Here is a 19,100-nt window from a genome sequence, read left to right as displayed (position 1 = left end):
TTATTCAAAGAAACTATCAGGTTATATCCTGCAAATATACATGATAGGTGGAATGAAAATTGAATTACCAAGTATTACTTTATTATCACTATACGACTATAGAAGATCCTGCTGCTTTTTCTGCTAAGCATTTAGAGGCATGTAAAGCATTAAACTTAAAAGGTAGAATTCTAGTTGCAGCTGAAGGAATTAACGGCACTGTGTCAGGTACGATTGAAGCCACAAATGCTTATATGGAAATGATGAAAAACAATTCTTTATTTGAAGGCATTGTTTTCAAAATTGACGAAGCTGAAGGTCATGCGTTTAAGAAAATGCATGTTCGTCCACGCCCAGAGTTGGTAAATTTAAGTCTTGAAGATGATATCAATCCAAAAGAAATTACAGGTCGATATCTTTCTCCAGAACAATTCTTTGAAGAAATGCAACAGGAAGATACAGTTGTACTGGATGTACGTAACACTTACGAATATGAAGTAGGTCATTTCCGTGGGGCGATTCGTCCAGAAGTAGAAACATTCCGTGATACTCCACAATGGGTACGTGAAAACCGTGAACTATTCGAAGGGAAACGGGTATTAACATATTGTACTGGTGGGATTCGATGTGAAAAATTCTCTGGCTGGTTAAAGCGTGAAGGAATTGGAGAAGATGTTGGTCAACTTCATGGCGGTATTGCAACTTATGGGAAAGATCCAGTAGCAAAAGGACAGCTTTGGGATGGTCAAATGTATGTATTTGACGAAAGACTAACTGTACCGATTAATCAGGTTGAGCATGTAGTTGTGGGGAAAGATCATTTTGATGGAACACCATGTGAACGTTATGTAAATTGTGCGAACCCAGAATGTAATAAACAAATTTTATGTTCTGAGGAAAACGAACGTAAACATTTAGGTGGCTGTACAATTGAATGTTCAAGACATGAGCGAAACCGTTATATTGTAAAGCACAACTTAACAGAAGAATTTGTACAACAACAAATCAAATGGCTAGAGGAAACGCTAGTCTAACAAGGATTGAAGGGACTTATGAAAATAGGTTCCTTCTTTTTTATTTTCTTTAAATTTAAAAAACTTTATTTCTCCAAAATTTGTGTTAATCTAATAATGAGATAGGTTTTATCTAAAAAATAGATTAATTAAACTGTTCAAAAAAAGGGAGAATCATATTATGGGTGCAACAGAATTTCGTATTGAAAAAGATTTTCTAGGGGAAAAACAAATACCGGTAAATGCTTATTATGGCGTTCAAACAATGAGAGCAGTGGAAAACTTCCCGATTACGGGTTATCGAATTCATCCGGAACTTATAAAATCTTTAGGGATTGTAAAAAAAGCTGCAGCACTTGCCAATATAGAAGTCGGCATGTTAGATCAAAAAATTGGTCAATACATTTTACAAGCTTGTGATGAAGTCATTGCAGGTAAATGGAATGACCAATTCATCGTTGACCCAATTCAAGGGGGAGCAGGTACTTCTGTGAATATGAATGCAAATGAAGTGATTGCAAACCGCGCACTTGAATTGATGGGTGAAGAAAAAGGAAACTATAAAGTTATCAGTCCAAATACGCATATTAATATGTCTCAATCAACAAACGATGCTTTCCCAACAGCAACACATATTGCGATATTAAGTTTAATGAATGAACTAATTGAATCAACGAAAGCAATGCATAGTGCCTTTGTTGCGAAATCAAAAGAATTCGCTGGCATTATTAAAATGGGTCGTACACATCTTCAAGATGCTGTGCCGATTTTATTAGGGCAAGAATTTGAAGCATATAGCCGTGTTGTTGGACGTGACATTGATCGTATTTCACTTTCAAGACATCACTTGTTTGAAGTGAACATGGGTGCAACAGCAGTTGGTACAGGATTAAATGCGGACCCAACTTATATTGATGCAGTTGTACGAAACCTTAGCGAATTAAGTGGCTTACCATTAAGTCGTGCAGAACATTTAGTAGATGCTACGCAAAATACAGATTGCTATACAGAAGTATCGGCTGCATTAAAAGTTTGTATGATTAATATGTCAAAAATCGCAAATGACTTACGTTTAATGGCATCTGGACCGCGCGATGGATTGTTTGAAATTATTCTTCCTGCACGTCAACCTGGTTCATCTATCATGCCAGGTAAGGTAAACCCTGTAATGGCAGAAGTGGTAAACCAAGTTGCATTCCAAGTAATGGGGAACGATTTAACGATTTCTCAAGCATCAGAAGCTGGGCAATTTGAATTGAACGTAATGGAGCCAGTATTATTCTTCAACTTAATTCAATCAATTTCGATTATGAGCAATGTCTTTAAAACATTTACAGAAAAATGTTTAATCGGCATTAAAGCAAATGAAGAACATTTAAAAGAATACGTAGAAAAAAGTGTAGGTATTATCACAGCTGTGAACCCACACATCGGCTATGAATTAGCTGCTCAAATTGCAAAAGAAGCAATTTCAACAGGTCAATCTGTTCGTGAACTTTGCTTAAAATCTGGTGCATTAACAGAAGAACAACTTGACCAAATCTTAAATCCATATGAAATGACTCGCCCAGGTATTGCTGGTGGTAGAGATTTAGTAAAACATTAATGATATGAAGGAAGAACTCGGGTAATGAGTTCTTTCTTTTTTTATTCATTCACGCAACTTTAAAATGATAAAATGGTAAAAACTGATAAATAAAATTAAAGGGTGAAGTAGTCTTGAATGAAAAACTATTAGTTCGATTAAAAGAAATCTTAATAGATTGCGCAAAAAAGCACACTGTAATCGAGTATGGACAATTAAGTAAAGCGTTAAATGGGGCTATTCCACCTATAAAACTGAATGAACCTTTGGGTGAAGTATCGTATCGCTGTATTCAAAAGGGTTTTCCTCCTTTATCAGTTCTTGTAGTCAATCGTGATACGCAAAGACCAGGAGAAGGCTTTTTTACATGGGTAGCAGCACAAATGGGGTATCCAGACTTACCTGGATCGGAATGGGAAAATTTCTTTCAAGAGCAATTTGAAAACGTAATAAACTTTGATAACTGGGATGAATTTTTGCAAAGTTATCAAAAGAATCAAGGGAAGAAATTAACAGAGGCACAAAAAAATACGTGGATCTTTCAAGGAAACCCGATTCATTTTAGAATAAATGATTATCTTAGTGAGAATACAAACATTATTTGGAATTTAAAGCAAGAGCATTATCAAAATAAAATTAAAATTGGAGATACAGTTTATATATGGCGTTCTGATGGTGGTCAAAAAGGAACTGGAGGTGTTATCGCAAAAGGAAAGATTACAGGAGTCCCTTTTCTAAACAATGATCCAAGTCCTTATTGGAATAATACGGAGGGACTAGAGCTAACATTAAAAGTGCCAATAGAAATTAAAGATAGTTTATTGGTTGAGGGATTTATTACTCGACAGGAATAATTAGAACATCCAAAACTTAAAAATCTATTAATTCTTAAAATGTCGAATCAAACAGATGAATTATGGAAAGAGATAATGGGACATAGTGCAAAATTTAATCAGGAGAAGTTTAACTCGGAACTTAGCAATAAAGGTTATGTAAAAGGACAAGAAACACCATTCTATATAATAACCGTCAAAAAGTTCACGAATGAAGAGCCCTTTATATATGATGTATTGTTATTAGAGAATCATCAGGTTGTTAATTCAGTGCAAGTAACGAATAGTTCATTGAAAAATTTATTTGCTAAAGCAAAACAAAAGGCACTGGAATTATTATTTGCACACAATCCAGACGTGAATTTAGACGATGTTTCGATGATTCATTATCAAGTATATTCATGGATTGAGGAGTCTCGAAATAGTTTTAGTACTCTTTTTAATAAAAAACGTTTGCATCATACGATTGTCCAAGATTTACAAGCAGAGAAATCACAATACCCATCATTCTACAAAGATGGAGAAGTGAAACAGTATTATGGTAATCGATATGAAAGAAAAGCAACGAATCGATTAAGAGCAATTGAAATCCATGGAGCAACTTGTATGGTATGTGGGTTTAATTATGAGGAAGTGTACGGAGAACATGGGAAAGATTTTATTGAAGTACATCATGTAAAACCGTTGAGCACGTTAAATGAAGCGATTGAAATTGACCCAGAAAAAGACTTAGCTCCTGTTTGTGCTAACTGTCATCGAATGTTGCACAGGAAGCGTGACCATGTATTGAGTATTGAAGAACTGAAAGCGATATTAAAGAAATAAGTTATAAAACACCGTTTAAAATTAAGCGGTGTTATTTTTGTTGACAATATACCTATAGGGGTATATGATGTAACTGTAAGCAAGAGATAAACTTAAAGGAGGGGCAGTACAGTTGAATATGTATGATGATAAATTAAAAAACAGAATTAAACGTATTGAAGGTCAGCTTAGAGGAGTTTTGAAGATGATGGATGAAGGCAAAGATTGTAAAGAAGTCATCACTCAATTATCTGCTGTCCGTTCTGGTGTAGACCGATCAATTGGCTTGATTGTCAGTCAAAATTTACTTGAATGTATTCAGAACGCAAATGGAGATGAAGAAGTTCTCAATAAGTCCATCCAAGAAGCAGTGAATTTATTTGTAAAGAGTCGTTAATTTCGACTTTTTATTTTAAATAAAATTATACCCATACAGGTATGGGTTTGTAATTGAGGTGTAGTTTATGGAAACTTGGTTTGTGATAGGGATATTAATCATATTTCTAATTTGGCGGTTCCGACCAGCAAAAGGTGTAAAAACAATTTCAACTTCGGAATTAAAAACGCTTTTAAATGATGAAAATAAATTGTTTATCGATGTTCGAACACCTGGAGAATTTAAAGGACGTAATATTCGCCAATTTAAAAATATCCCATTAGGCTCGGACTTCTCAAAACTTCCAAAAGACAAGGAAATTGTTGTGATTTGTCAAAGTGGCATGAGAAGCTCCCAAGCATGTAAACAACTTAAGAAATTAGGTTTTGAAAATGTAACGAATGTTCGTGGCGGCATGAGTGCATGGAGAAACTAGGAGGTTATTCAAATGCAAGAAATCAGTGCAAAAGAAGTTCAACAACGATTAGAAGCTGGTGAACAGTTAAATCTTATCGATGTTCGAGAAGTTCATGAAGTAGAGGCTGGGCATATACCAAATATTCTTCACATCCCACTTGGATTACTTGGATTCCGCCAAAATGAACTTGATAAAAATAAGCAATATATTATGGTTTGTCGTTCTGGTGGAAGAAGTGCACAAGCTACTCAATATTTACAAAGCCATGGTTTTAATGTGATGAATATGGCCGGTGGAATGCTTGAATGGGAAGGAAAGATAGAATAATTTTTTTGAGTGATTTAATACCCTGTGAGGTATAGGAGGTTTGTAATATGCAAGGTGATGTTCAATTAGATGCAAAAGGGCTAGCATGTCCAATGCCTATTGTGAAAACGAAAAAAGCAATGGATAGCTTACAGGAAGGGCAAATTTTAGAAGTTTTAGCAACTGATAAAGGTTCAAAGGCTGATTTAGCAGCATGGGCTGATTCAGTAGGTCATCAATTTATTGGAACGATTGAAGAAGGAAATTTGTTAAAGCACTATATTCGAAAATGCTCAAATGAATCCATTGAAGAAAAACCTTTTGAGCATACGGTTTCTATTGATGAACTTCAAAGTCTTGAAAGTGGCGTAATATTAGATGTTCGTGAAGAAGTCGAATATGCTTTTGGTCATATTAAAGGGGCAAAATCCATCCCTTTAGGTGAATTAGAAAACCGTATAAATGAAATAAATAAAGATCTAGAAATCTATGTTGTTTGTCGTACTGGTAAGCGTAGTGATTTTGCTGCAAAAAAGCTTGCAGCAAATGGATTTAAGAAAGTATTTAATGTCGTTCCAGGAATAACTGCTTGGAAGGGCAATTTATCAAAAAAATTATAAATGGGGGAATGTAACATGTCTAACAAAGTAGCGATTATTGCAAGTAACGGTGGGGTTTTTGACGCTTATAAAGTATTTAATATTGCCACAGCAGCAGCGGCAACGGAAAAAGAGGTAGCGATTTTCTTTACCTTTGAAGGATTAAACTTAATTCATAAACAAGCAATGCACGCACTGCCATTACCAGAAGGAAAAGAACATATTGCTGAAGGGTTTGCGAAAGCAAATGTACCATCAATTCCTCAACTAGTGGAAATGGCACAAGAACTAGGTGTGAAATTTATTGGTTGTCAAATGACGATGGATGTAATGGGTCTTACAAAAGATGATTTTATCGATGGTATTGAAGTAGGGGGAGCAGTAACTTTCCTTGAATTTGCGAAAGATGCATCTCCAACGTTAACGTTTTAATAATGAGTGGAAGGGTTACACCTTCCACTATAAAAATACTAAAAATAATACCTATGGGGGTAATTTGATATGACGGCTACTAAAATGACAGCAGCACAAGTTGCTCGTAAAGTAATTGAAAATAAAGAGTTATTTATTATAGATGTTCGAAATCAGGATGCTTTTGAAGATTGGAAAATTGAAGGCCACAATTTCAACTATTTAAATGTACCTTATTTTGAATTATTAGATGGGGTTGAAGAAATACTACCTAAAATTCCAGCAAATCAAGATGTGTTAGTTTTGTGTGCAAAAGAAGGTTCTTCCGTATTTGTTGCAAATATGATTGCAGAAACGCGTCAAGATGTATATTATCTTGAAGGTGGTATGAAATCATGGAGTACGTATTTAGAACCAATTAAAGTAGGAGATTTATCTAGTGGAGGAGAGCTTTACCAATTTGTACGTCTAGGGAAAGGTTGCCTATCCTACATGGTGATTTCTGAAGGGGAAGCTGCTATCATTGATGCTGTTCGTTTCACAGATGTGTTTATCAATTTTGCAAAAGAAAAAAATGTAACAATTAAACATGTCTTCGATACCCACTTACATGCAGACCATATTTCAGGTGGACGACAAATCGCAGAATTGACTGGTGCTACGTATTATTTGCCACCGAAAGATGCAGAAGAAGTGACATTTGAATTCACGTCTCTTGAGGATAATTTAAAAGTGCAAATTGGTGCGTCTCAACTTGAGGTCGGAGCACTTTATTCACCAGGGCATACAATTGGTTCCACATCTTTTATTGTAGATGAGAAGTATTTATTAACGGGGGATATTTTATTTATTGATTCAATTGGACGCCCTGATTTAGCAGGGAAAGCGGAAGATTGGGTAGGCGATTTACGTGAAACACTTTATAAACGTTATCGTGAATTAGCTAAAGATCTAATTGTTCTACCCGCGCATTTTATGATCATCGATGAGTTAAATGAAGATGGTACAGTTGCTAAACCACTTAGTGAATTATTCAATGCAAATCATGGATTAAATATATCGGATGAAGAAGAATTCCGAAAAACGGTAACAGAACAACTTCCACCACAACCGAATGCTTACCAACAAATTCGTCAAGTCAACATGGGAAAAATAACACCAGACGATGAGGAACAAACAGAAATGGAAATTGGTCCAAATCGCTGTGCAGTACGATAACAGGGAAGTGAAAAATATGGAAGTAGTTAAAATTTTAGATGTTAAAGGTTTATCATGTCCGATGCCGATTATCAGAACAAAAAAAGAAATGGATACGTTATTTGCTGGGGAAGTACTAGAAGTGCATGTAACAGATAAAGGTGCATTATCAGATATACCAGCTTGGGCGAATGCTGGAGGACATACAGTGTTGGAACATCGTGAAGAGTCAGACGTTATCAAGTTCTTCATTCAAAAAGGGTAACTCATGACTATCGAATATATTGTATTACTTTTCACGATTGGGTTCATTGGTTCATTGCTATCTGGCATGCTTGGAATCGGTGGCGCAATTGTGAAATATCCCTTGCTCTTGATGATTCCACCACTGTTCGGATTTCAAGCATTAACAGCCCACGAAGTATCTGGAATAAGTGCTTTGGACGTTTTGTTCGTGTCAATGGCAGGTGTATTAGGTTTTAGAAAAGGTGGTTTGTTAAATCAATCGTTAATCGCTGTTATGGGTATCTCTGTCCTATTTGGAACAATCATTGGAAGTTTTGGTTCGAGCATATTACCTGAAAGTGCAGTGAATATTGTCTACGGTATCTTATCCTTACTAGCAGCCATTATGATGTTTATTCCAAAACAGGAGGAACCTCAGTTACAAGAAGTCACGTTCAATAAGCCGCTTGCAGCAATATTAGCATTTTTAGTAGGGATTGGTTCTGGGATTGTCGGTGCAGGTGGAGGATTTTTAATCATACCAATTTTGCTACTAGTCTTTCGAATTCCAACCCATATGGCTATTGCATCAAGCCTTGCTATAACGCTAATATCTTCTATTGCGGGTTCTGCTGGTAAAATCTTAACGGGTCAAGTCAATTACTCAGTAGCAATCATTATCATCCTAGCTGGAATCATTGCCGCGCCGATTGGGGCAAAGATAAGCCAGAAGTTGAACACAAGAGCATTACAAAGTATTTTGGCAGCATTAATTTTAGTTACGACGATTAAAATTTGGATTGACCTATTATAAAGTAAAGTAGAGAGAGGTTCACTAGTATGCGTGAATCTCTCTCTATTTATTTAAAGTGCTGTTCCGGCACTGCCTTTTGAAAGCTTTTCTGAGATGACTAATACAATTAAAATTAACACAATTTGTAAAACGCCATAAGCGCAAGCTGTTCCAAAATCAAAGGCATAAAGCTTTTGGAAAATCGCCACAGATAATGGAATAGTCGATGTACTGTAAATTAAAATCGACGCCACAAATTCACCAATACTTTGTACAAAGGCAAGTAACGTACCCGCTAAAACGCCTGTAAATGTTAAAGGCAAGACAACTCTTCGGAATGTATACCACCAAGTTGCACCTAAACTTCTTGCGGCTTCCTCAATCGACTGATCAAGCTGCATAAGTGAGGCAGACGTGGAACGAAAGACAAGTGGCATATGACGAATAAAGTAAGCTAGTGGTAAAATCCAAAACGTGCCGATTAATACTTGGTTAAACGCAAAAATATTTTCCGTACTAAAGGCAGCAATAATATTCACCGCAACAACCGTACCAGGTAATGCCCACGGAACCATAATCAAAATGTCCAACAAAGTCTTCCCCTTAAACTGAAGCCGTACCATCGCATACGCAGCGGCAACCCCAAATAAAATATTCCCAATAGTTGCTACAAAGGACATTTGAATCGAATTCCAAATCGGTCGCCACGTTCGTTCATCAGTAAAGAGGGCAATATAATGGTCGAATGTATATTTTGGCGGTAATACTTGAACAGTCCAAGATCCATCGACTGAAAATGAAATAAGTACCAGCACTAATATCGGTAAAATTAACACAAGTGTTCCGATAAATGAGCCAATGACCGCTAACATCTTTAATGGTTTGGATGACACTTCGGAACGGTGCACACTAATACCTTTACTTAAATTTTGATAGTTTCGCCGATTTTGATACCACCGCATCAAGATTAAAAAGGTAATAGATACAATAGAAAGAATGGTGGATTGTGTTGCAGCCATTTCAAGATTTCCATTTGTCCGAGCTAAATAAATTTGCATCGTCATTGTACGATCAACCCCAAACATGAGTGGGGCTGTATAGGAAGCCATTGACACCATAAACACAAGGAGGGAAGCTGCCACCATAGAGGGAGTTAACATTGGTAAGATAATCTTTAACCAAACTCGTATTCGACCCGCTCCTAAACTTGTTGCGGCTTCTTCTAATGATGGATCAAATCCTTTAATTGCAGCAGAGGCTGTTAAATAAAAATACGTATACATCGTAAATGTGTGAACAACGATGACTCCCCAAATTCCTTTTAATGCAAAAGGTACTTTGTCAAGATGAAATAAAGCTTGAATGCCTCTCGGAATGATGCCACTTTCTCCATATAAAAATGTAAAAGACAGTACCCCAACTAAAGGGGGAAGTGCCATTGGAACTAATACTAAAACCGATAATAAACGGCGCCCAGGAAATTCATAGCGCTCTAATAAAAATGCCATAGTGACACCAACAATTGCACACGTAATGACACTAAAGACTGAAATATAGACACTATTCCAGAGGGCTTCTAAATTGGCAGGACTAGCTAAACTAAAAAACTTTTTATAGTTTAATAAAGTATCTTCTCCATTAAAACTTTGAAGAAAGGTTTGATAGAACGGATACACTACATAAGCAAATAAAATAAGAAATAAGGGCGAGATAAGCAAATAAATGAAATAAGGAGATTGAGTAAGGCGGGACCATTTTGACTCAAAAGGATTATTCAACGCATCTCCTCCTATTCACCGAGAAAATAAAGATTTTCAGAAGGAATGTTTAACATTATTTGCTCGCCAACTTTTTTTAATGGACTCCCATCGTTTAGAATCATGACTTTCAATGTGAAGTTTTGCATTTTCACAAGGTAGTGGGCACTTAAACCAGTAAATTCTACAAATGAAATTGTCCCAACCATTTCATTTTCACCAGGACCATATTGAATCAGTTCAGGACGAACAGAAACATAAATTGTCTGTTCACGGTCAAGTTGGGCGAGGGGAGAGACGTTTTGTTTTTTTCCGCGCAATCTCATGCCATCCTTTGTTTGCACGGTAATATCATCGGCGCTAACCGTTTCAATTTTCGCTTCAATTGTATTGGATTCACCGATAAAGTTCGAAACAAATCGATTTACTGGACGATTATAAATTTCTTGAGGTGTTCCGATTTGTTTAACTTCACCATTTTCCATTACCATAATACGGTCAGACATGGCCATAGCTTCTGTTTGATCATGGGTTACATAAATCGTTGTTACACCGAGTTCCGATTGAATTCGTTTAATTTCAAATCGTGTTTCTTCACGTAGCTTCGCATCTAAATTCGAAAGGGGTTCATCTAATAGCAAAATATCTGGTTCAATCACAAGTGCTCGAGCAAGTGCGACACGTTGCTGTTGACCACCGGATAATTCATTAATTTTTCGGTGACCATATTCACCTAAATGAACAATTTCTCGAATGCGATTCACTTTCGTTTCGATTTCTTTTTTCGGCATTTTTCTTACCTTTAATCCAAAGGCGATATTTTCATCCACTGTCATATGTGGAAAGAGGGCGTAGTTTTGAAAAACCATCCCAATATTTCGTTTGTTTGGCTGTAAAGTTGTGACATTCTGTTCATCAAAGTAAATGTGACCAGTTGTTGGATAATAAAATCCTGCAATCATTCGTAGTGTAGTCGTTTTCCCACAACCACTCGGGCCAAGAAACGTAAAAAATTCACCAGGTTTAATTGATAAATTTAAATCTTTAATGGCTTGAACGTTGCCAAAGGATTTTGTCACTTGTTTGAGATGAACACCTTTCATTCAAGAACCCCTTTCTTGAAAAAATAGACCTCATTGAAGAAAGGGGTGTGACAAGAGGATGTCACACCCAATAAAAGCATTTATAAATAAGAGAAGAGAGGGTTAGCAAATTAGTAGTGGAACCTACTGATTGATAGCGGGTTAAGTTTAGTTACCACCGCGACCTTTAACATTTGTATCCCAATATTCCATCCATTCTGCCTCTTTCTCAGACATCACTTCCCAGTCGATATCAAATGTTTTTAAGTCTAATTCTTTAAACCAATCTGGCATTGCTTCTAAGTCGATATCTGTTCTTGTAGGGATTTGATAATATTCTTGAGCTAATTCTGTTACTAATTCTTCTTCAAATAAAAACTCCATAAATAATTGTGCGTTTTCAAGATTTGGTGCGTTTTTCACAACGGCAACACCATCTACTAAAATTGGAGCACCACTTTTTGGATAAATATAATCAAATGGATAGTCTGTTGTATGTTTTTTCAACAAAATATCTTGTAAATTCCATAAAGAAACCGTTCCTTCTTGACGAGTTAGCTTTAAATACAATTGGTTTGGATCTTGCGTATATTCTTTTGTATTGGCATCTAGTTTTAATAGCCAATCATAGCCCTTTTCAGGCGTATCGGCACCTTGACGATAAATCATAGAAGAGTAAATCGTACGCATTGTACCCGATGCTAACACACCACGAATAAGGATTTGATCTTTCCATTTTGGATCAAGCAAATCATCCCAATCTTGTGGTCCTGTTTCTTTTGAAAGGACGTCACTATTAATCATAATAACTTCTGGTAATAACATTTCTCCAAACCAGCGACCTTGTGGATCTTTATGTGTGTCTTCAATACTTGCGGCAAAGCTCGGTTCCCATTCGTGTAATAAATCTTCATTTGCACCAACTATTAATGCAGATTGTGTACCACCCCACCAGAAGTCACCTTGTGGATTCGCTTTTTCAGCACGTAAACGTTCTAAAATTTGTTGAGCACCCATTGTTAAATATTCAACTTCAATGTCAGGATATTTTTCGTTAAATCGTTCAATCACGCCTTGCACGAGACCTTCATCGCGTCCAGTGTAAATGACTAATTTACCAGATGGCGTTGATTCTTCCGTTGTAGCAGTGTCTGGTGTTGTTTCTTCGGTAGTGTTCGTTTCTTTGCTCGAATCATCATCGCTACAAGCAGCAAGTAATAGGAATGAAAAAACAAAGAAAATACCGAAAATCCATCTCTTTTTCACGTAACAACCCCCTAAAAGTGAAGTTTTATTGCTACTCCAAATAGTGAAGAGATAGCCAAAAAAGAATGAAAACAATAAGAGCTGATGTAACTCTTTCATTTTCATAATCTATGTTTATTACAGCATTCAACAATTTAGTACGAAATTAGTGGATAATGTCATTCTATGTATAATAGAAAACTGAAATATCCTTAGTGGTGTATGATGTGAACCCTCACCATAAATGGATTACATCGAGTGAGTTTGATTTTTGAAGAATTGCATAAATATAAAATAACATTTAAACATTTTTACAATCATTTGCATAGTATATTTTTATCATGTATGAAGGGATATGATAATATGTACTATCCTTATGGTTGGCCATTTCAAATGGTATACTATACGCCAATGGTTCATTACGGAATGCCACCATATCAATGGCATACAGGTAACATTCCTGGATATGAACAATCAACTAATTTTACAGGTATGATGAGTGATTATGGCGGAAACCCTTACGTAGTTGATATTCATGAAGCAGCTGAACAAAATAACACGTTTCGTACCGCTTTATGGACAGGGGAAAATTTACAATTAACATTAATGAGTTTAATGCCGGGTGAAAGTATTGGTTTAGAAATGCATCCAGATGTTGATCAATTTTTACGAGTGGAACAAGGATTAGGAATTGTTCAAATGGGCAAAAATCAAGTGGAATTATCTTTTCAAGAATATGTAAAAGATGATTCAGCTATTTTTATCCCAGCTGGAACATGGCACAATCTAACAAATATCGGACACATCCCGCTTAAGCTTTATTCAATTTATGCTCCACCAAACCATCCAAAAGGTACAGTTCATCCAACAAAAGCAGATGCAATGGCTGCAGAACACGAACATCATTAGGAAAAAGTAGTACAAACCAAATTTATGGTTTGTACTACTTTTTTTATAAAGATAATATAGAAGGTATTACAAAATTAGGTAACTCAGTCGAAGGGGAACTTTATGTTTATCGTAAATGTTGAAGGTGCAGTAAGGGAAAATGATAGATGGCTTATTATTGTAAAAAGCAAGAAAGAAGAACATGCGGGAGGTCTCTTATCCCTTGTAGGTGTCAAAGTTAAGGAGGGACTAGCTTCTTCAGACGTTTTAGAGAAAGCATTGAAGCGAGAAATTTTAGAAGAGGCTGGAGTATATGTAAATGACAAATTAACTTATGTTCATAACATATCCTTTATAACAGATAAGCGACTTTGAAAATACACCCATCGTTACACACGGAAATTTGATGTCTCTTCTACTAAATTATTATGATGATGGTTTTAATTTCGATAGTTGTAAAGCTCTTACTAATCCAGATGTCTTAGAATTAAGTTACATTAATGATGGAGAAAAGTTGGAACGGTTGTGGAGAGTGTAACTATTTTCAATGAAACTTGTTAGTAAGAGCATTTGTTGAGCATATTATTATTAAAGTAGTTTGTGAAAAGAAAAAATAATCTTTAGTTGAGCGCGGTATTCGAGATGGTTTATGTCTTGTATATTGCGCTTTAATTTTAGTCTGCGCGGAGATAACATAAAACCCACATCAAATTCCTGTAGCATATTCCATTAGTATGTAATTATGGTAAAATGGAAATGGAAGGAAAATGCAATTGAATAATTTATTATATTATCATTAACAAAGAGGATTGGACATTAGGAGGAATACGGGGGAATTTGGTGAAATATATACATTAATGTTATAGGAAAAGAGGGGTTTTTATGAATACAAAACTAAAGGCAGTAGTGGACGCTATAGATACATATCAATTGACCTACCCAGAAGATGCGTGTGTTCTCATTTTTGATACAGAGAAGGTAGTAGGGTATAAAGCGGGGAAAACGGTTGACTTAAAAATAAAGCTTGGTGAAACAGTGGAACAACATAAAAATACAACAAGTGTCCGTGCATTAAAAAGTGGTAAGCATATACGCGAAGAACGAGGACCAGAATTGTTTGGTTTCGCATATATTGCATCAGCTGTTCCGATATTCGATAATGGACAAGTTGTCGGAGTATGTACAGGTGTGATTTCCAATGATACGATAAGTGAATTACGATCAGTTTCAAATGCATTGTCTGAATCTGTTGCGGAAATGTCTGTCACTACTGACGAATTGACAAATGCAAGTGTGAACGTTTCAAAACAATTAGAGGAACTATCACACCTAGCTGAAACAGCAACTCAAGATATTCAACAAATTAATTCAATTGTTAGATCGGTAAAAGATATTGCACAAAAATCTAAAATTCTAGGACTTAATGCAGGAATTGAAGCGGCGCGTTCAGGAGTCCATGGTAGAGGCTTTGCGATTGTAGCCAATGAAATTCAGAAAATGGCTCAAGATAGTAACCAAAGTGCCGACATTATAACAAAAGAATTGGAAAATATTAAACAATCCATCGAATTTATTAATAATTCAACTTCTCAAATTTCATCCTTCACCCAGGAATATACAGCAAATATGCAACAAATGAGCCACACATACATGAATTTAAACAATGTAGGCCAAAAACTTCTAAAGCTTAGTAATATTAAATGTTAAACTACTAATAAATTCGGAGTTGTATATTTGTAAGCGCTTTTTTGATGTAATATAGCTACGTACATTATTGTGCGTAGCTTTTTTGATTTTGACAATAAAAAAAGAACCTATGTACTGGACATAAGTTCCATTGTAAATTTTAAGCTGCTAAAGATAAAGTTGTGTAAGAAATGATTGCTGGCTGAGTTGTTGCTTCAAGTGCTTTTTGTGCTTCTACTTTTGTATCAAATTGGAACATGCGTACATTATTATTTTCAAAAATTGTTAGTACATACATTTTGAATGCCTCCTAGTATTGTGTTGTTTTATTTACCAAATCTATTTTGTAAAGGAAAGAATGGCAGAACCATTGACGTTAGCAAGCATATTATTAGCTTCATTTTTGCTTAAGAATTCAAACATACGAACTGAGTTTTTCTCAAAAATAGTTACTACCCACATCTTTATTCTCTCCTTAAAATGCATACTTTTTGTTATATAACAACAGATGAAATTCTTTATTATTTATGTCTGTGTTATATATCACTTGAGACCATTGTACACCTAAATATATAAAAAGGGAAGGGATAGTGAAGAATTTCACATATCGTTCATAATGATTCCGTTTACATAGATTTTTACAAAACCTTCATATTTTTGGATGTAATATTTTTAGTATAAAGTATAGGGAAATACGAGTTTTAGAGGAAATTCACATAGTATTTAAGGAAAGTGCGAGTTGTTGTGAGGGACACAATGTAGGGACACAATAGTAAAGAGAATAATTGGAATAAATTTGAAAACGCAGTCCACTTTCGAACGGCGTTTTTTTTAAGCTGCTAAAGATAAAGTTGTGTAAGAAATGATTGCTGGTTGAGTTGTTGCTTCAAGTGCTTTCTCAGCTTCTACTTTTGTATCAAATTGGAACATGCGAACATTGTCATTTTCAAAAATTGTTAGTACATACATATTGAATGCCTCCTAGTATTGTGTTGTTTTATTTACCAAATCTATTTTGTAAAGGAAAGAATGGCAGAACCTTTGACGTTAGCAAGCATATTGTTAGCTTCATTTTTGCTTAAGAATTCAAACATACGAACTGAATTGTTCTCAAAAATAGTTACTACCCACATCTTTATTCTCTCCTTTAAATGCATACTTTTTGTTATATAACAATCGGTGATTTTTTTAGTTATTTGTGTCTGTGTTATATATCACTTGAGACCATTGTACACCTAAATATATGAAAAGGGAAGGGGTAGTGAAGTATTTCACATATCGTTCAAAATGATTCCGTTTACATTGTGTTTTACAAATTATCAATAGATTTTATATCTTTAGGGGGGGTAAATGTAATGGATCAAAGTTGCATGTGGGGAACAAAAACGGCAGAGTTGATGCGCGAATCTTTTATCACAATGAAAATAAGGAGTAGCGAACGGTTGTTTCGTTTTTATAATTACTATATAATTCAAATAAAAAAGGAACGCATGTACGAATGACATGAGTTCCTTTATCCGCTACGCCAACGCATGTAACGAATGACATGAGTAAAGCGTATCTTTAACTATTAATATATACATTATGTCAAACGATTATACCAATTGTCAAGAAAAGTAGGTGAAATCCCTTCCATGAACCAAGATAAAAACTCTTCAGAATTAATCATTTGTTTTGATGAAAGTGGGAAGCAGAGTAGTGATTCTATTCAATTAATGGGGGCATTATCTGTACCTGGTACTATATACAATCATGTAATATTTGAAGAACTTCATAATTTAAATAAATCTTATTCACTTCATTGGACAGAATATAATGGATATTCAAAAGCTAAAGAGGGAATAGAAAAACTATTTGATTTAGCTCAACCACTAGCTCCTTTTATTCAATTTAATTTGATTCATTATTCAAAATCAGCTTTATCCAAACAAGCAAATATGTTTCAAGAAGTCTATCAATCTAAGAAGAATATTGTAAATGACACGATCTATACAAAATTACCTGAACGTATTTGTTACGGACTTTTACGAGGCTATTCAGAGAAAAGTAATGTGCGAGCTTCAATATTAATAGAGGATTCAACTGAATATCGTGATAAAAACCTTGGTGAGAAAATGAAAAACTATCTTAATATTCATTCCCTATATAGGGGAGAATCATTTGTGATTGAAGAATGTCTTTATCGAAAAAAAGGGGAAGAAATTGGTGTTGAACTAATTGATATCATTTTGGGGATTGTTGGTATGATATTAGATAATTCCCCTGTAAACTCAAATAAAAAGAGAGCAAAAGTTAATTTAATACTACAATTACTTAAAGATAATAAATTACAGCCATTTCTAAATAATTTAAGGGTCTTTGAACTAAAAGATTCAAATCATTTAGAAGAAGTAAACTTTGAGATGAGTAAAAAGTTGTTCATAGCAAATAATTTTAATCATTACACAAATTTATAATACATATGTAGAAAACTGAATGATCCGAAATAAGAAAAACACCGTCCATTTGTACGGTGTTTTTAGTGTCTACAATTGAGCTTCAGAACGATATTTTATGCTACAAAAGATAAAGTAGTGTAAGAAATAATCCCTGATAGTGTTGTTGCTTCAAGTGCTTTTACAGCTTCTTCTTTTGTATCAAATTGGAACATACGTACATCGCTATTTTCAAAAATTGTTAGTACCCACATTGAGGGTCGCCTCCTGATTAGTTAATTTATCATCAAAACATAGGGTTATTAGAATTATTTTGTAAAGGAAAGAATGGCAGAACCTTTAACACTCGCTAACTTTTTGTTTGCCTCTTTTTGACTTAAAAATTCAAACATACGAACAGTGTCTTTCTCAAAAACAGTCACTACCCACATTTTCATTTTCTCCTTTTAATTATCTGATTGTTATATAACACAATAGACTTTTTATTGGATGTTTTATCTGTGTTGTATATCACTTGAAACCATTGTACACCCAAAAAAAAGAAAAGAAAATAGCTAGTGAAGGATTTCACATATCGTTCATAATGATTACGTTTACATAAATTTTTACAAAAACTACACACATTTTCGTTAAAAATCTGTGACAAGCATAAAAGGGAAAGAGTGCATTAGATTAATTGGTTTTTGGTAGTAAAATCAGCCAAAGGATAGGTAATTTCCGCAAAATAAAGTCTTCAGCTTTTTGAGAATAAATGATGTAAATTTATACTTTTTATGTAATAATTATTTTGTAAAAGTCATTTATTTGTAGCGAAAGTGGGGATCATCATGGCAACAGGAACACATACAGTAGAAATTCCAGTAGATGTACAAGCAGTTTGGGATTATGTCAGTGATCTTGAAAAATGGGCAACAGCTGTGCCAGCCTATAAAGAACATAAAATCATTAATGACAAACAATCGATTTGGACATTTGAAGGTAGTGTAAAAGGAATTAAGAAGACAATCGAAGCTCAAGTTGATATTACTGAGTGGAATGAACCTTCAAATATTAAATTTGCACTTAAAGGGTTATCTGATAATTTCACGGGAAGCGGACATTTTACTGCTGAAGAAGTGAATGGGAAAACAACAATGACGTGTACGGTGGAAGTGAATGCAGGCGGATTATCTGGCGCTGTATTAACACCGCTTATTAAATGGGCTGTTCCGAAAGTTGCATCTCGTTTAACAGAATCTATCGCGCGTAAAATTTTGGTATTTTCATAAAATTATGGGGAAGAGGTTGTTCAGAAATGGACAACTTCTTTTTTTATTGGCGGATAGTTCTAAAAGGCGGGATAAATTTGGTTCTATATTAATTGTTGGGGTTTGCCTACAATTTATGAAAAACAAAATGCACAACATCACCTATTTTTCTATACTTGAGTTGACTAGAAACAAGCAGAAAAAGGTGAGTTGTGCATTAT

Annotated in this window: 27 protein-coding genes; 18 read left to right on the top strand and 9 right to left on the bottom strand. The window is 34.9% G+C overall.

The genetic code is table 11. The annotated features are described in order from the left end of the window. Positions 1-59: 59 nt before the first annotated feature. From trhO to D8M03_RS13495, 12 genes are all read left to right on the top strand, one after another. Complete coding sequence (gene trhO / locus D8M03_RS13550; protein ID WP_121215362.1) at positions 60-1,013, top strand: oxygen-dependent tRNA uridine(34) hydroxylase TrhO; 954 nt, start codon at positions 60-62, stop codon at positions 1,011-1,013. A gap of 160 nt (positions 1,014-1,173) precedes the next feature. Continuing rightward, the gene (gene aspA, locus D8M03_RS13545; RefSeq protein ID WP_121215361.1) at positions 1,174-2,598 is read left to right on the top strand and encodes an aspartate ammonia-lyase; all 1,425 of its coding nucleotides are present in this window, start codon (positions 1,174-1,176) and stop codon (positions 2,596-2,598) included. Positions 2,599-2,711: 113 nt separating this feature from the next. Next, complete coding sequence (locus D8M03_RS13540; RefSeq protein ID WP_121215360.1) at positions 2,712-3,431, top strand: EVE domain-containing protein; 720 nt, start codon at positions 2,712-2,714, stop codon at positions 3,429-3,431. Between the two features lie 39 nt (positions 3,432-3,470). Beyond that, the gene (locus D8M03_RS13535) at positions 3,471-4,235 is read left to right on the top strand and encodes an HNH endonuclease (protein WP_121215359.1); all 765 of its coding nucleotides are present in this window, start codon (positions 3,471-3,473) and stop codon (positions 4,233-4,235) included. A 118-nt stretch (positions 4,236-4,353) separates the two neighbouring features. Beyond that, positions 4,354-4,611, top strand: coding sequence for a metal-sensitive transcriptional regulator (locus tag D8M03_RS13530; protein ID WP_121215373.1), 258 nt, complete (start codon positions 4,354-4,356; stop codon positions 4,609-4,611). A 67-nt stretch (positions 4,612-4,678) separates the two neighbouring features. Beyond that, positions 4,679-5,026 carry a rhodanese-like domain-containing protein gene (locus tag D8M03_RS13525; RefSeq protein ID WP_121215358.1) on the top strand — a complete coding sequence of 116 codons (348 nt, stop codon included), beginning with the start codon at positions 4,679-4,681 and terminating at the stop codon, positions 5,024-5,026. 12 nt (positions 5,027-5,038) lie between these two features. Beyond that, on the top strand, positions 5,039-5,335 hold the full coding sequence (locus D8M03_RS13520) for a rhodanese-like domain-containing protein (protein ID WP_121215357.1): 297 nt from the start codon (positions 5,039-5,041) through the stop codon (positions 5,333-5,335). A 47-nt stretch (positions 5,336-5,382) separates the two neighbouring features. Next, a complete protein-coding gene (locus D8M03_RS13515) occupies positions 5,383-5,934 on the top strand; it encodes a sulfurtransferase TusA family protein (protein WP_121215356.1) in 552 nt (183 codons plus the stop codon). 15 nt (positions 5,935-5,949) lie between these two features. After that, a complete protein-coding gene (locus D8M03_RS13510) occupies positions 5,950-6,345 on the top strand; it encodes a DsrE/DsrF/DrsH-like family protein (RefSeq protein ID WP_121215355.1) in 396 nt (131 codons plus the stop codon). A gap of 69 nt (positions 6,346-6,414) precedes the next feature. Then, the gene (locus D8M03_RS13505) at positions 6,415-7,542 is read left to right on the top strand and encodes an MBL fold metallo-hydrolase (protein ID WP_121215354.1); all 1,128 of its coding nucleotides are present in this window, start codon (positions 6,415-6,417) and stop codon (positions 7,540-7,542) included. Positions 7,543-7,558: 16 nt separating this feature from the next. After that, positions 7,559-7,786, top strand: coding sequence for a sulfurtransferase TusA family protein (locus D8M03_RS13500; RefSeq protein WP_121215353.1), 228 nt, complete (start codon positions 7,559-7,561; stop codon positions 7,784-7,786). A 3-nt stretch (positions 7,787-7,789) separates the two neighbouring features. Continuing rightward, the gene (locus D8M03_RS13495; protein WP_121215352.1) at positions 7,790-8,560 is read left to right on the top strand and encodes a sulfite exporter TauE/SafE family protein; all 771 of its coding nucleotides are present in this window, start codon (positions 7,790-7,792) and stop codon (positions 8,558-8,560) included. A gap of 50 nt (positions 8,561-8,610) precedes the next feature. Here D8M03_RS13495 and D8M03_RS13490 read toward each other — a convergent pair whose 3' ends face one another. The 3 genes from D8M03_RS13490 to D8M03_RS13480 form a co-directional block, all read right to left on the bottom strand. Next, complete coding sequence (locus D8M03_RS13490) at positions 8,611-10,317, bottom strand: ABC transporter permease (RefSeq protein WP_245987607.1); 1,707 nt, start codon at positions 10,315-10,317, stop codon at positions 8,611-8,613. 11 nt (positions 10,318-10,328) lie between these two features. Continuing rightward, complete coding sequence (locus D8M03_RS13485; protein WP_121215350.1) at positions 10,329-11,399, bottom strand: ABC transporter ATP-binding protein; 1,071 nt, start codon at positions 11,397-11,399, stop codon at positions 10,329-10,331. Positions 11,400-11,546: 147 nt separating this feature from the next. Next, positions 11,547-12,644: an extracellular solute-binding protein gene (locus tag D8M03_RS13480; RefSeq protein ID WP_245987605.1), complete on the bottom strand. Its 1,098-nt coding sequence runs from the start codon at positions 12,642-12,644 to the stop codon at positions 11,547-11,549. A gap of 342 nt (positions 12,645-12,986) precedes the next feature. Here D8M03_RS13480 and D8M03_RS13475 point away from each other — a divergent pair, with 342 nt between their 5' ends. The 3 genes from D8M03_RS13475 (at position 12,987) to D8M03_RS13465 (ending at position 15,218) form a co-directional block, all read left to right on the top strand. After that, entirely contained in the window at positions 12,987-13,532 is a 546-nt protein-coding gene (locus tag D8M03_RS13475) for a cupin domain-containing protein (RefSeq protein ID WP_121215348.1), read from the top strand. Positions 13,533-13,634: 102 nt separating this feature from the next. Continuing rightward, positions 13,635-13,886, top strand: a complete 252-nt coding sequence (locus D8M03_RS13470) for an NUDIX hydrolase (RefSeq protein ID WP_245987603.1) — start codon at positions 13,635-13,637, stop codon at positions 13,884-13,886. 507 nt (positions 13,887-14,393) lie between these two features. Further along, positions 14,394-15,218 carry a methyl-accepting chemotaxis protein gene (locus D8M03_RS13465; RefSeq protein ID WP_121215347.1) on the top strand — a complete coding sequence of 275 codons (825 nt, stop codon included), beginning with the start codon at positions 14,394-14,396 and terminating at the stop codon, positions 15,216-15,218. Between the two features lie 139 nt (positions 15,219-15,357). Here the strand turns inward: D8M03_RS13465 and D8M03_RS17775 are convergent, their stop codons facing one another. The 4 genes from D8M03_RS17775 to D8M03_RS17995 all read right to left on the bottom strand — a co-directional run bounded on the left by D8M03_RS17775 (position 15,358) and on the right by D8M03_RS17995 (position 16,330). After that, positions 15,358-15,495: a hypothetical protein gene (locus D8M03_RS17775; protein WP_170148457.1), complete on the bottom strand. Its 138-nt coding sequence runs from the start codon at positions 15,493-15,495 to the stop codon at positions 15,358-15,360. 41 nt (positions 15,496-15,536) lie between these two features. Then, the gene (locus D8M03_RS18000) at positions 15,537-15,659 is read right to left on the bottom strand and encodes a hypothetical protein (RefSeq protein WP_281272164.1); all 123 of its coding nucleotides are present in this window, start codon (positions 15,657-15,659) and stop codon (positions 15,537-15,539) included. 369 nt (positions 15,660-16,028) lie between these two features. Beyond that, positions 16,029-16,166: a hypothetical protein gene (locus tag D8M03_RS17770; protein WP_170148456.1), complete on the bottom strand. Its 138-nt coding sequence runs from the start codon at positions 16,164-16,166 to the stop codon at positions 16,029-16,031. Between the two features lie 41 nt (positions 16,167-16,207). Continuing rightward, a complete protein-coding gene (locus D8M03_RS17995) occupies positions 16,208-16,330 on the bottom strand; it encodes a hypothetical protein (protein ID WP_281272163.1) in 123 nt (40 codons plus the stop codon). 501 nt (positions 16,331-16,831) lie between these two features. Between D8M03_RS17995 and D8M03_RS13460 the strand changes: the two genes are divergently transcribed. After that, positions 16,832-17,653 (top strand): hypothetical protein, encoded by an 822-nt coding sequence (locus D8M03_RS13460; RefSeq protein ID WP_121215346.1) that lies wholly within the window; start codon positions 16,832-16,834, stop codon positions 17,651-17,653. 95 nt (positions 17,654-17,748) lie between these two features. On the opposite strand, the gene D8M03_RS17765 is transcribed toward D8M03_RS13460, so the two are convergent. Both D8M03_RS17765 and D8M03_RS17990 read right to left on the bottom strand, forming a co-directional pair. After that, positions 17,749-17,886: a hypothetical protein gene (locus D8M03_RS17765; RefSeq protein ID WP_170148455.1), complete on the bottom strand. Its 138-nt coding sequence runs from the start codon at positions 17,884-17,886 to the stop codon at positions 17,749-17,751. Between the two features lie 54 nt (positions 17,887-17,940). Next, entirely contained in the window at positions 17,941-18,063 is a 123-nt protein-coding gene (locus tag D8M03_RS17990) for a hypothetical protein (RefSeq protein ID WP_281272162.1), read from the bottom strand. 396 nt (positions 18,064-18,459) lie between these two features. On the opposite strand from D8M03_RS17990, the gene D8M03_RS13455 reads away from it, so the two are divergent. Together D8M03_RS13455 and D8M03_RS17845 are read left to right on the top strand one after the other, a co-directional pair. Then, entirely contained in the window at positions 18,460-18,900 is a 441-nt protein-coding gene (locus tag D8M03_RS13455; RefSeq protein ID WP_121215345.1) for an SRPBCC family protein, read from the top strand. Positions 18,901-18,916: 16 nt separating this feature from the next. After that, positions 18,917-19,100: hypothetical protein (locus D8M03_RS17845; RefSeq protein WP_211330946.1), on the top strand; the 184-nt coding region annotated here is incomplete at its 3' end.

This window comes from Ureibacillus endophyticus, from assembly GCF_003628435.1.
Taxonomy (GTDB): Bacteria; Bacillota; Bacilli; order Bacillales_A; family Planococcaceae; genus Ureibacillus; species Ureibacillus endophyticus.
The sequence above is the reverse complement of the archived record's forward strand: the minus strand, read 5'-3'. Positions and strand labels throughout refer to the sequence as shown.

Coding starts and splice junctions, on each gene's coding strand:
- aspA (WP_121215361.1), top strand. CDS start 1,174: ATGGGTGCAACAGAATTTCGTATTGAAAAAGATTTTCTAGGGGAAAAA.
- D8M03_RS13535 (WP_121215359.1), top strand. CDS start 3,471: ATGTCGAATCAAACAGATGAATTATGGAAAGAGATAATGGGACATAGT.
- D8M03_RS13530 (WP_121215373.1), top strand. CDS start 4,354: ATGTATGATGATAAATTAAAAAACAGAATTAAACGTATTGAAGGTCAG.
- D8M03_RS13525 (WP_121215358.1), top strand. CDS start 4,679: ATGGAAACTTGGTTTGTGATAGGGATATTAATCATATTTCTAATTTGG.
- D8M03_RS13520 (WP_121215357.1), top strand. CDS start 5,039: ATGCAAGAAATCAGTGCAAAAGAAGTTCAACAACGATTAGAAGCTGGT.
- D8M03_RS13515 (WP_121215356.1), top strand. CDS start 5,383: ATGCAAGGTGATGTTCAATTAGATGCAAAAGGGCTAGCATGTCCAATG.
- D8M03_RS13510 (WP_121215355.1), top strand. CDS start 5,950: ATGTCTAACAAAGTAGCGATTATTGCAAGTAACGGTGGGGTTTTTGAC.
- D8M03_RS13505 (WP_121215354.1), top strand. CDS start 6,415: ATGACGGCTACTAAAATGACAGCAGCACAAGTTGCTCGTAAAGTAATT.
- D8M03_RS13500 (WP_121215353.1), top strand. CDS start 7,559: ATGGAAGTAGTTAAAATTTTAGATGTTAAAGGTTTATCATGTCCGATG.
- D8M03_RS13495 (WP_121215352.1), top strand. CDS start 7,790: ATGACTATCGAATATATTGTATTACTTTTCACGATTGGGTTCATTGGT.
- D8M03_RS13485 (WP_121215350.1), bottom strand. CDS start 11,399: ATGAAAGGTGTTCATCTCAAACAAGTGACAAAATCCTTTGGCAACGTT.
- D8M03_RS13475 (WP_121215348.1), top strand. CDS start 12,987: ATGTACTATCCTTATGGTTGGCCATTTCAAATGGTATACTATACGCCA.
- D8M03_RS13470 (WP_245987603.1), top strand. CDS start 13,635: ATGTTTATCGTAAATGTTGAAGGTGCAGTAAGGGAAAATGATAGATGG.
- D8M03_RS13465 (WP_121215347.1), top strand. CDS start 14,394: ATGAATACAAAACTAAAGGCAGTAGTGGACGCTATAGATACATATCAA.
- D8M03_RS17775 (WP_170148457.1), bottom strand. CDS start 15,495: ATGTATGTACTAACAATTTTTGAAAATAATAATGTACGCATGTTCCAA.
- D8M03_RS18000 (WP_281272164.1), bottom strand. CDS start 15,659: ATGTGGGTAGTAACTATTTTTGAGAAAAACTCAGTTCGTATGTTTGAA.
- D8M03_RS17770 (WP_170148456.1), bottom strand. CDS start 16,166: ATGTATGTACTAACAATTTTTGAAAATGACAATGTTCGCATGTTCCAA.
- D8M03_RS17995 (WP_281272163.1), bottom strand. CDS start 16,330: ATGTGGGTAGTAACTATTTTTGAGAACAATTCAGTTCGTATGTTTGAA.
- D8M03_RS13460 (WP_121215346.1), top strand. CDS start 16,832: ATGAACCAAGATAAAAACTCTTCAGAATTAATCATTTGTTTTGATGAA.
- D8M03_RS17765 (WP_170148455.1), bottom strand. CDS start 17,886: ATGTGGGTACTAACAATTTTTGAAAATAGCGATGTACGTATGTTCCAA.
- D8M03_RS17990 (WP_281272162.1), bottom strand. CDS start 18,063: ATGTGGGTAGTGACTGTTTTTGAGAAAGACACTGTTCGTATGTTTGAA.
- D8M03_RS13455 (WP_121215345.1), top strand. CDS start 18,460: ATGGCAACAGGAACACATACAGTAGAAATTCCAGTAGATGTACAAGCA.